The organism is Sulfuricurvum sp. RIFOXYD12_FULL_44_77 (genome assembly GCF_001830725.1).
In the GTDB taxonomy this organism is placed as follows: Bacteria; Campylobacterota; Campylobacteria; order Campylobacterales; family Sulfurimonadaceae; genus Sulfuricurvum; species Sulfuricurvum kujiense_A.
Genome location: NZ_MIBU01000141.1, coordinates 1 through 10,448, shown reverse-complemented (window position 1 = coordinate 10,448; position 10,448 = coordinate 1). Strand labels below are relative to the sequence as shown.

The following is a 10,448-nucleotide window of genomic DNA, read 5'->3' as shown; positions in this document are numbered from 1 at the left end:
TCATCGGGATCGAATCCCACATCAATAGCAACAGGGCCGACAGGGGTAACGTAGCGTAATCCTGTCCCGACTCCCAAATACCCCTCATTGGCATAATCAGGGATAGTTTTTTCAGAGGCAAATGTGAGATCACTGAATACTACCCCTCGGAACTCTCCTACTATCGGAAAACGGTACTCAAGCGTCCCTTCGACGAGTGATGAAAATCCTATCGGATCGCCGCTTCTGTTTTTAGGTCCCAAATCACGATAGGTATAGGCACGATTGGAGTTCATCCCCCCTGCATAAAAACGGTACGAAGAGGGGAGCTCTCCGTCGTATAGTCGCAGGGTTCCCCATTTGAGCTTCGCGCCGAAGACATGCTCGCCGATGCTGGTGATATAAGCACTCGAGAGGAGACTTTTAAAATAGGTAGCATCCGAAACAACCACCGATTGGAGCGATCCGCTCAAGCGGGCATTGAGCCAATACCCTTTTGTCGGCTCCAGCGGTTTGTCGCGGGTATCGAGGTTGATCTCCCCTAAAGGTGACGTGATAAAGAGGACGGAATCGGGAAACGTGTTCTGATCGTGTGAATCATACGTCTCAACCTCATCAAACAGTACCCCAACCATGGCAGAAGCCGGAGAGTCTTGGTATTTCGCCGTAAGCTTTTCATAGGTACTTTTCGTTTTATACCCATCAAAAATTTCGTTGGTATACCCGATTTCCCCCCCTAACAATCCTCGATTGCGGAGCGGATACGCAATACTCCCTGACGCCTCTTGTTTAACCTGAGAATAGCGGGCATCGAGAGAGAGGGTTTTGAGATCACCGAAAAAGTTACGGTGTTTCAGCCCTGTTTGTGCCGCAAATCCCTCATCACTGCTGTATCCCACACCGGCAGTAAATCGAATCGGACGCTCCGCCTCTTCGATACTGAGACTGATCGGAACCACACTGCCGTTTCGCTCATTGTCATTGATAACCACACGGGCAATCCCCTCTTGGGCATAAAGGGCTTCGTAACTGAGCCGAATCGCTTCGACACTGTAGGGATCTCCCTCCTCAAACCGAAGCATCGAAGCGGTGAGATTCCCGTCGATATTGGGGGTCGATGCAACACTCACCGCTCCGAAAGTACACGGCTCTCCCGGTGTCGCCTCGAAGAGGAGATAGGCGCGGTCGGTTTCGATATCGACCCATGCTTTGGTATTGAACTGCGCATTACAATAGCCCGATTCTCCGTAGCGTTTTTTAATCGCCGATTTGGACGCTGAAAAAGCCTCTTGGTCAAACAACCCCTCCGTGCGAAGCGAAATGGCCGATTGTATATCCAAAAGGCTGTTGATTTGAATATCTCCGATGAGGATGGGATCGTTCTCCTGAATCTTGAAAACAACCTCTTTTTCGTTTGTCTCGGAGGTGATGCGGGCGTGATAGTACCCTTTGGATTTATAGAAGCTGGTGAGTGCCGAAACACTTTGAGAGACGGCTATGGGTTCGATAGAGGGGTGATCTTCCCACACTTCGATTGCGAAAGGTTTGCGAAGCCCCAAAGTCGCATACAGCTGATCGGAGGTAATTTTTTCATTCCCGACAAAGGTGATCGGAAGGGGGGTGCCGAGCAGTGCTACGCATTGCAACACCATTATGACGATATACCGCATCAGCACCCCTTCAAATATTTGACTCTATTTTACCGTAACAATCGTATACTCTAGGTAACCCAGCCCTTTAGGTTCGCTTTTTAAGAGAGAAAGAATCTCCCGTATCGTCCCCGCATGAGAACAGATTAAAATGTTTTTATCGAGGGGAAGTTCTTCTAAAAATGTTTCGATCCGTCGACGAAAATGCTCAATACTCTCTTCGCAAATAAAGCTATGCCAGCTCTCTTGTGATTCTAAAAAAGAGGGATCATATTCCTCCATACGCTCGATCTCCTCAAAGCTTTTCTCCTCAAAGTGCTTTTTAAAAGCTACTTCCCGCAAACGTTCGTCCGTTTTAAAATCAGAATACCCGAGGGCTTCGAGGCTCTGGGTGCATCGGCGCAAATCGGAAGAGTAGATAGCATCATAAGAACGAGAAAGCGCTGCAGATCTAAACAGCCGAGGATCGATCGGGATATCGGTATGACCGATAGTGCGTCCGTGATACTCCGCAGAGGGAGCCGCATGGCGCAGGAGTGTCAGTACCATACTAACAGCACCGTTAGTATCAGCATCAGCTCAGAGCCCTCCAACGACATCCCCAGAACATCCCCGTTGATAAATCCGAGTCCTTTTTTCGCGAAGGAGGAGAGGAGAAACGCGGTGAGACCCCCCACACCAAAGAGGAGAAAAATATTCCACGAGAGGAGATAAAATCCTAAAGCACCGAACAAACCGATCACTAACACGAGGGGAAAAAGTCGGAGATTCGTATGAAGCTGTGAGACGAACGACGAACGAAAATCGTAGGTACGGATCAGAATGAGAAGCCCCAAACGGCTGATAACGGCAATAACAACAAAAGGGAGAAACAGATGGTGCATCAGCAGTGTCGAGAGGGCGGCGATTTTCAGGAGGGTAAAACTCACTCCGTACAACACCCCCATCGCCCCGACAGTGGGGTCTTTGATAATGTCATAAGGATCTTTTCCGCTGTGGGCGGCGTATAGCGCATCGGCGACATCGATCACCGCTTCGGTGTGGATAAATCCATACAGCACCATATACGCCACGGCAGCGATCAGCGCCCCTAACCACCCCAGCGACTCCAAAGCCATAAAAATCCCGATAGAGAGGGATGCCAAAAGGGCTCCTACAAACGGGAGGGTGAGGAGCATCGCTTTCAACACACGAGGATGACTCAGATCATCGTCGGTACGGAAACGGATAGGGAGGAGGGTAAAGTAGCTCAGGGCAAATTTAACCCCCAAATAAACCTTATTCACACGGCACCTCTTTCATAATGGTGAGCCAATTCCGATCAAACACTTTACGGATATAACTCTCGCGGTGGGGAACGATGCACCCCGCGCAGTTTTGATGGATGGCCTTTTCACTCACATAGCGATCCCCATCGGGGCTCTCGATGGAGCAGGTACTAAAGAGGGTTCGTTCACCCTCACGCGCGAATCCGCTCTCGTTAAAACGGAAGTTTGGGCAGGCACAGAGGTAGCAGTTGAGTTCTTCGGTGTCGTGGCATTTTTTATTTTCAGCATAGAGTGGGCAAAAATCAGGCTCACGCTTGATCATGTTTTCAAAGCGGAAATATTCTATCACTTCGTCGTCGCTGAGATGGGTGAGCTTCTCCATGATTGCGGCGTGTTTGGCCGCATGCTCATCAAACCATTGTTTATAGGACATAGAAAGTATCCTTGATTAATTTAATTTCATTAACGCCGATATAATAAAAACGTGGTACTATTCTTGCTGAATTCAGTACCAATCGGTAACTAAATCTATCGAGGTTTCGATCGCAGAACCAGCGTAGCAAATCAGCGTTCAAAGCGGGTTTTACCCTCTTTAAAAAGGTGTCCTTATGAAAAAAACTATTGCAAACACTAATAAATTCTTCTCTACTGCTAAAAAGCGGGAAACTATGATTGTTAATTCGGTTTACACCTCTGCCAAAGCAGAAGGTTCTAAAACCACCAAAAAAGAGTTGAAAGAGCATTACAGACTTATCCATTCCTAATCTCTTCTTCAATTTTTTCGATTAATAATTGCTGCAACGGTTCATAATTGCAGTGATACCCTTCATGAACTTTTTGAATATAGTTATCACCGCTTTTGAGATTGAGTCCGATCATGGGGAAACCGTTTTTCGCCAAAATAATATCCCCTAAAAGTCGGCTAATCCGTCCGTTGCCTTCCCGAAACGGGTGGATAAACAAAAACTCGCTCAATAAACGGGATAAATCCGTCGTAATCAGCTCAATATCCTCATACTTCTTTTTGGAAACTTCTTTGATTAGAATGTTTAAATCGGGTAGTCCATTGAGAAATTCAAGTCTCCACGTCCACGCTTCAAGATCATCACCTTTACTCATTTCAACGGTTCTCAGTTCACCTGCAAACGGATAAATCGATTCAAACACCCGCTTATGCCATTTTATGACGGTATTAAATCCGAACGATCTTGAAATATCGAAGTTTACGACCAAATCACTGTAGAGTTCGAGAAGTTTCAAGTCTTCTTGTTTTTGGATGAGATCACTATCGGTAGATTTGAGATAGTTAATACATACTCCGTTAGCAGTCATGATCTTTTGAATATTGTTGCTTTCCCAGTGATTCCAAGGGTTGGTAATGATTTGATCAGGGTGTAGTCCGTCACATTCCGCATTCGCTTTATCGAGAATATTTTTAGGCGGCTTTGTTGATTTGAAGTATCGTGTATCCGTCTCATACCAATATTGGATAGATGCGTTATGCGTCGTTTTAAAAGCATAAAGGAGATATTTTGTTTTTGTCATTCCGATGATCTCCTTTCTAAGCCTCTTTGACGATTTCGATTTTATATTGTAACCCAATTTTTTTCTTTACTAATCTTTCGAAATTTGACTGTAAATCCTCTCCATATCGATCTCGTCTCTCATCGTCGCGATGAAATCACCCACCGTTTTTTGCTTGTACTCCTCAAACGCCTCGTCCTCGAACAATCCGTGAACAAACGTCCCTTTGATGTGATCTTTCTCATACCACAGCGGATATTTGCCGCTCACCCCGTGATGGATCTCGAATCCTCTCACCGTTTTGCCGAAGATCGAATACTCACCCTTTTTGAGCACTTTCTCTTTTTGAAACATGATCACATCGTCGATAAATCCGAGGGCTTCTTCACGGCTTGGTTCTGCCGTTTCGACACACTCCTCGTCGAGGATACTCTCAAACATCATCTGATACCCGCCGCAAATCCCCAGTATCTCTTTTTTTCGCTCTTTGAGTGCATCAAACAGCCCCGTTTTTTTGAGCCACCGCAGATCCTCGATGACCCGTTTGCTCCCGGGGAGGATGATAAGATCAAAGCTCTCCAGCGAAACATTGGAGGTGATGAACTCGACGAAGATGGTCTCATCGGCGATGAGGGGTTCGAAATCGTTGTAGTTGCTCATCGTGGGGTAGGCGATGATCCCGATTTTTTTCGCGGGGTGGGGTTTGTTTTGGACGAAATTTTTAAGGCTTTGGCTATCTTCAAACCCGAGGTTGAGGGGGAGATAGGGGAGGACGCCGAGAACGGGGATACCGAAACGCTCTTCGATAATCTTCACCCCCTCATCAAATAGGCTCCGATCACCCCGAAATTTGTTGACGATCACCCCGATGACGTTGGCGCGCAAGGCTTCGGGGAGGAGATTATAGACCCCCCAGATCGAGGCGAACACACCTCCTTTTTCGATATCGGCGACGAGGATGATCTTCGTGTTATATTTCTCGGCGATGTAGATATTGGAGAGGTCTTTCTCCATCAGGTTCAGCTCCACGGGACTCCCCGCCCCCTCACAAATGAGACACTCGTACCGCTCGCTCAAATACTCGAAGCACTCATCAACGGCGGGTTTTAGGGTATCGAGATCGCGGTAATACTCCCGCACCTCTTTATCCTCCACAACGTGACCTTTGACGATCAATGAGGCACTGTTCCCGTGACCCGATTTGAGGAGGATCGGGTTGAGGTGGTAGCTCGTCGGTATCCCCAGCACTTCCGCCTGAAAATATTGGGCGATGGCGATCTCGCTCCCGTCATCACACACATGGGAGTTGTTGGAAACATTTTGGGCTTTGAACACCCCGACGTTGAATCCCCGCTCTTGCAGAAGTCTCCCGATCACAAACGTAAGGGTCGATTTCCCCGCGTCGGAGGAGGTGCCGAAAATAGAGATCGATCTCATACGTAAACCCTCGCCGCTAAAAGTAGTATTACAAGGGTATCGAGTTTCCACTGAAGGGCTAATGCGCGACGGACATCCAGAGCGGTGATTTCCATTGCCCCCTCGCCGAAATAGGGTTTCTCTTTGACTTTGCCAAAATACGATGTCGCCCCTCCGAGGGAGAGACCCAGCGAGAGTGCCATCGCCGAGATCGGGTATCCCGCGTTCGGGCTTTCGTGCAATGCGCCGTAACGCCATGTTTGTGTGATTTGGTCGAGCTTGCCGAAGAGAACCAAAATGAGTATTGCCGTGATACGCGAGGGGAGGAAGTTCGCGATATCGTCCAACCGCGCGCTCACCTTGCCGAATTTTTCGTATTTTTCGTTCCGATATCCCACCATCGAATCGAGAGTATTGACCGCTTTATAGAGAAACAGCCCAACCAAACCGAATACTAACAGATAAAACAGCGGGGCGATTACCCCGTCACTGAGATTTTCGGCATAGGTCTCGATAGCGGCTTTGTGGATGTCACTCTCGCTCAGGTTTTCGGTGTCACGGCTAACCAAATATCGGATGCTTAAAGGATCGCTCAATACCTCTTTCACGCTCATGTAGAGCATTTTCCCCGCAATCCCCGTAGAGGCGATAATTCCTAAAATCCACGGATTAACGATCAGCGAAATCGGAGTGACGAGTGCTAACACAGCGGCTAACAACCAAAACACGAGCCAAAAACCGCGCAGAATACTGTCGCGATAAAACCGATTTTGAAAGGCGGTGATGAAATCGCCCATAAGGATAACGGGATGACGGATGAATTTGAACTCGCCGAAAATGCGGTCGGTGACGTAGGCGATGAGGGCGATGTCAAAGAACATTAAATCAATTCCAGCTCTTCGCTGATGTCTTTGATGAGTTTTGAGAGAGGACGTTTGTTGATCTCTTCATCGGTGACATATCCGCACGTTATCAACCGTAGTAAATCTTCACGGCTTTTGAAAAGTGTTCCTTCATAGCGATTAAAAAGTTCATCAATATAACTTTCATTATAGATTTCGGCTTTTTGGATCAATTCGAGAACGATGTCTTTGTGTTCTTTATATATATCTTCTAATCGAAAGGTCTCGATAGTATTTTTTGTTTTTATATCCTGAGAATCATTTGGTTTTAAATCCAGTGTTATCCGTTCTTTTGAAAAAATAGCATGATGTTTATTCTCGTCTGTTGCATCATTCAAAAAGTGAGAGAATTTTGCTTTTTTATTGAAGTCATCTTCATAAGGATGTAAATGAGGGAGTTCGTAAAAATTCTTGGCATGCTTAAATTTACTATTGCATATTGAACACGATGGTATCAAATTATAAAAACTAATTGCTAAAAAAGGGTATCTATCTTTATCATAAAAGTGATCAAGTGAAGCAATAATTCTTGCTTTTTTTTGTTTTCTATCTTCAAATCTAAAAATATATTCACGATTGCAGAATGGGCATACTTTTAGATTCAAATCTTCCATTAACTGAGCACCCCATTTATCTCTAAATGTTCCATACAAATCTTTTAATTGATTAATATTTTTAGAAAATCCCTGTGGAGTTTTTTGAATTAAATCCCTCATCTGTGAAGGTTTAGCTGTTACAATCTGTTCTAAATCTTTATCAAAAAGATGCAATAAATCACAATTGATTTCATCCAATTGATATTTTGTATCTTTTTTTTGAACGTACTTTTCAATTAGTTTATAATATTTTTTTGCCAATTGATCTAAATTATTTTGTTGAATTTGAATCATTGACTATTTTTCCAAATCAAAGTCATTCTATCTTCAAGCCTTTTTATCTCTTCTTTTATTTTATCTATCTCATCTATTTTAGACATTCTTTTACTATCCAACATCTTTTGAAGTTGTCGCTTTAAAATAGGTTCACCGATAATTGAAATGATATCTTCGCAGTATGATAGTTCATCTTCAGAAAGTTGTTTTTTATTAAGATAAGAAATCGCTTGGTTGATTTTCTCTTTTGCAAATTCACCCATAAGCCCATTTTCCATAAAAAAACCGTGAGCGAGTAATGTATGAATATTTGATCCAAATGTCTCCATATTAATCTTTATTTGTTTTCCATCTATCAAAAATATTACATTTTCTTTTGGTAAATCAGATAATAAAAATGGAGAATGACTTGTAAAAACAAGATGAAACTTTTTTTTCAGTTTTGACAATAGTGTTACTAATTCATATATATATTTTCTTTGCCATTCAGGATGTAATGCTAATTCTGGTTCATCAAAAAACAATAAAAACTCATCCTTGGCTGTCTTATATTGTGATCGAAAATATAAATTTAAAAATTGACCAAAAATAGTTTTTTCTCCATGACTTAAATGTTCATAATATCTATTGCTTTTATCAACGAAATCAAACTCAAACAACTCAATATATTGCTTCAAATAAATATATCTTTCTCTATCAGATAAATCACTAATTAATAAATATCTATCTTGAAATAATTCACTGAACTCTTCTTCTCGAATATGCATGCTTTCTTCAGTAGTATATTTTTCTAACAAAACTTCTTTATCTCGCAAGATGCTTTCATCAAAATCATAATCAGATATATACCATAACATCAAAAATCTATGATAATCATCTACTGCTTCTGAAAAAAGTTCACTTGCAGTATGTTCAAAATCTATTTTTTGATTTCTGAGAAATTTGTCATGTCTATCTTCTTCTTGAATTGACATCCCTTCACTATCAGTAGTCCAAGGATAAGGAGTTATGTCCTCAACTAATTCCTCATATACAGTTCTTAGTGATTTTGGGCTAATTTTAATTTTTTCTGGAATGTACATAAAAGTAGTCAATTCAAACCCAAGATCATCATAAGTATGTGTGATCATTCTAACAATGGCTTCTTTATCTAATGTTATTTGATTTTTCAACTCTTCTGGTATTTGGCTTTCTGCTTTATAAGATAAATGCTGTATCGGATCTATACTATTAACTGATTCAGCATCACAACAAATCGAAACTTTTTGATTCGAAATATAGTAAAGTTTATCATTTTCGCTAACTAAAAGGATGAATCCAAAGCATTCCTCTGAGAGATTGTCATCAATAATCTGTTTAAATCCATTTTGAGGTAGAACTTCAAATATTTTTTGTAATCCATCTAAAATCGTACTCTTTCCACTCCCATTTTTTCCAACAATACAAGTAATACAGATATCATCATAAAAAAATCTTTCTATATATTCATTTGGCATAATAATTAATTTACAATCTTCTTTTAATACATTATGTCCATTCTCATTTTGTATAAATTCCGCCTTGAATTCACAAGAAAATCTTGGACTAAAATTAAATCCTTGATTTTCAATACTACCATAGCCTTCTACCCATAAATAAATTAATTCCATCAGTTTTCCCTGTCTGTTTCGCTTATTGTACCCTCTCTTAACTCAAAGGCGATATTGGCAATCGCCGTTTCAAACCGCTTCATCGCCTCCAACTCTTTCACCGCGATCCGCACAGTCCGCTCATCCAAAAAGTCAAAGTTAGAACAATCGCGCACCATGATGCGGTGCGGAACAAGTTTCTCCTGAAACTCTTTCGCGGACATCGAAGCAAGGCGAACAAGAAAAAAGTTCGCATCACTCTCAAATACTTTCTCAAAAAGGGACGAGTTATCGAGGAGGGTTTTCAGATAGGTTTTCGCCTCCGCGTTCAGTTCCCTCGATTGCGCACGAAACGATTCATCGGCTAATGCCGTAATGAGAAAATGGCTATCCAACGCCGAGATTTTCCACAGCGGCTCTTTGGCTCTGAGTGCGCAGATGTTCTCGCGCGAGGAGAGGACGATCCCGACCCTCACCCCAGCGCATCCGTAAAATTTCGTCTGTGATTTTAAAACGTAGAGTTTGTCATAGGTTCGGAGATAGCGGGTTGCCGATTCACCCCCGCAAAACTCCAAAAACGACTCGTCGATGAGGATCGTGCAGTTTTTGGCTTTCCATCTCTCCATCAGCGTATCTATCTCATAATAACGTCCGTCAGGGGTGGAGGGGTTGACGAAGATAATGAGGGAGTTTTCTTCTACTTCCGTATCCATTGCCTCAAAACGGTTGATGAGATTTATTTTTTTACCGTGAAGAAGTGCTGACTTTTTATACTCCAGATAAGCGGGAGAGTAGATCGTGCAGGTGGGGTTGTCAAATAATCGCATTAGGGAGAAAATCGCCGAAGAGCCTCCGTTAAAAAGTTCCACCTCGTCAGAGTTCACATCGTAATGGTGGGCTAACACCTCCGTTAGTTGCTCATAGGTCGGATAGGCATTGAGCGCTACGCCGCTGAAAACGACATGAGGGGTAATGAAGTTGATGTTGGAGGAGAGGTCAATCACCTCGCTCGCCGAACAGCCGCAGTGCGCCGCAAAGCTATTCACATCCCCTCCATGGGCGTAGGTCGTCATTTGAGACGAATCTCCATCCCCAATTTTACCTCGTAGACTTCATCGCAGATATGTGCCAACTCTTGACCGATCACGCCGCTGTAATCGACAAAACGACGACTGATAGGATCATTTGGGATCACTCCCGTCCCGACGTC

The 10,448-nt window shown here is 43.2% G+C and carries 12 protein-coding genes; 1 reads left to right on the top strand and 11 read right to left on the bottom strand.

The genetic code is table 11. The annotated features are described in order from the left end of the window. From A2517_RS05975 to A2517_RS05960, 4 genes are all read right to left on the bottom strand, one after another. On the bottom strand, positions 1-1,649 hold a 1,649-nt coding region (locus A2517_RS05975), incomplete at its 3' end, for an outer membrane protein assembly factor (protein WP_294895107.1). Positions 1,650-1,673: 24 nt separating this feature from the next. Further along, complete coding sequence (locus A2517_RS05970; RefSeq protein WP_294895105.1) at positions 1,674-2,177, bottom strand: histidine phosphatase family protein; 504 nt, start codon at positions 2,175-2,177, stop codon at positions 1,674-1,676. Further along, complete coding sequence (locus tag A2517_RS05965; RefSeq protein WP_294895103.1) at positions 2,168-2,914, bottom strand: adenosylcobinamide-GDP ribazoletransferase; 747 nt, start codon at positions 2,912-2,914, stop codon at positions 2,168-2,170. The genes A2517_RS05970 and A2517_RS05965 overlap by 10 nt, the downstream gene beginning before the upstream one ends. Further along, positions 2,907-3,329 (bottom strand): hypothetical protein, encoded by a 423-nt coding sequence (locus A2517_RS05960; RefSeq protein ID WP_294895101.1) that lies wholly within the window; start codon positions 3,327-3,329, stop codon positions 2,907-2,909. Before A2517_RS05960 ends, A2517_RS05965 begins: the two co-directional genes overlap by 8 nt. Before the next feature lie 175 nt (positions 3,330-3,504). Here A2517_RS05960 and A2517_RS05955 point away from each other — a divergent pair, with 175 nt between their 5' ends. Then, positions 3,505-3,660: a hypothetical protein gene (locus A2517_RS05955; protein ID WP_291750911.1), complete on the top strand. Its 156-nt coding sequence runs from the start codon at positions 3,505-3,507 to the stop codon at positions 3,658-3,660. Here A2517_RS05955 and A2517_RS05950 read toward each other — a convergent pair. The 7 genes from A2517_RS05950 to A2517_RS05920 form a co-directional block, all read right to left on the bottom strand. After that, a complete protein-coding gene (locus A2517_RS05950; RefSeq protein WP_294895099.1) occupies positions 3,647-4,441 on the bottom strand; it encodes a Fic family protein in 795 nt (264 codons plus the stop codon). The two genes, A2517_RS05955 and A2517_RS05950, sit on opposite strands and share 14 nt — an antisense overlap. Before the next feature lie 69 nt (positions 4,442-4,510). Further along, on the bottom strand, positions 4,511-5,857 hold the full coding sequence (locus A2517_RS05945; protein WP_294895097.1) for a cobyric acid synthase: 1,347 nt from the start codon (positions 5,855-5,857) through the stop codon (positions 4,511-4,513). After that, positions 5,854-6,717 carry an adenosylcobinamide-phosphate synthase CbiB gene (gene cbiB, locus A2517_RS05940; protein WP_294895095.1) on the bottom strand — a complete coding sequence of 288 codons (864 nt, stop codon included), beginning with the start codon at positions 6,715-6,717 and terminating at the stop codon, positions 5,854-5,856. The genes A2517_RS05945 and cbiB overlap by 4 nt, the downstream gene beginning before the upstream one ends. After that, a complete protein-coding gene (locus tag A2517_RS05935; protein ID WP_294895093.1) occupies positions 6,717-7,628 on the bottom strand; it encodes a hypothetical protein in 912 nt (303 codons plus the stop codon). The genes cbiB and A2517_RS05935 overlap by 1 nt, the downstream gene beginning before the upstream one ends. Further along, a complete protein-coding gene (locus A2517_RS05930) occupies positions 7,625-9,259 on the bottom strand; it encodes an ATP-binding protein (RefSeq protein WP_294895091.1) in 1,635 nt (544 codons plus the stop codon). Before A2517_RS05930 ends, A2517_RS05935 begins: the two co-directional genes overlap by 4 nt. Next, the gene (locus A2517_RS05925) at positions 9,259-10,311 is read right to left on the bottom strand and encodes an aminotransferase class I/II-fold pyridoxal phosphate-dependent enzyme (RefSeq protein WP_294895089.1); all 1,053 of its coding nucleotides are present in this window, start codon (positions 10,309-10,311) and stop codon (positions 9,259-9,261) included. Before A2517_RS05925 ends, A2517_RS05930 begins: the two co-directional genes overlap by 1 nt. Beyond that, positions 10,308-10,448, bottom strand: a 141-nt coding sequence (locus tag A2517_RS05920; RefSeq protein ID WP_294895109.1) for a bifunctional adenosylcobinamide kinase/adenosylcobinamide-phosphate guanylyltransferase, incomplete at its 5' end; no start/stop codon positions are given. The genes A2517_RS05925 and A2517_RS05920, both read right to left, overlap by 4 nt.

What these genes read in the sequence shown, in the direction of transcription:
- A2517_RS05970 (WP_294895105.1), bottom strand. Translation starts at nt 2,177, where the DNA reads ATGGTACTGACACTCCTGCGCCATGCGGCTCCCTCTGCGGAGTATCAC.
- A2517_RS05950 (WP_294895099.1), bottom strand. Translation starts at nt 4,441, where the DNA reads ATGACAAAAACAAAATATCTCCTTTATGCTTTTAAAACGACGCATAAC.
- A2517_RS05930 (WP_294895091.1), bottom strand. Translation starts at nt 9,259, where the DNA reads ATGGAATTAATTTATTTATGGGTAGAAGGCTATGGTAGTATTGAAAAT.
- A2517_RS05955 (WP_291750911.1), top strand. Translation starts at nt 3,505, where the DNA reads ATGAAAAAAACTATTGCAAACACTAATAAATTCTTCTCTACTGCTAAA.
- A2517_RS05960 (WP_294895101.1), bottom strand. Translation starts at nt 3,329, where the DNA reads ATGTCCTATAAACAATGGTTTGATGAGCATGCGGCCAAACACGCCGCA.
- A2517_RS05925 (WP_294895089.1), bottom strand. Translation starts at nt 10,311, where the DNA reads ATGACGACCTACGCCCATGGAGGGGATGTGAATAGCTTTGCGGCGCAC.
- A2517_RS05935 (WP_294895093.1), bottom strand. Translation starts at nt 7,628, where the DNA reads ATGATTCAAATTCAACAAAATAATTTAGATCAATTGGCAAAAAAATAT.
- A2517_RS05945 (WP_294895097.1), bottom strand. Translation starts at nt 5,857, where the DNA reads ATGAGATCGATCTCTATTTTCGGCACCTCCTCCGACGCGGGGAAATCG.
- cbiB (WP_294895095.1), bottom strand. Translation starts at nt 6,717, where the DNA reads ATGTTCTTTGACATCGCCCTCATCGCCTACGTCACCGACCGCATTTTC.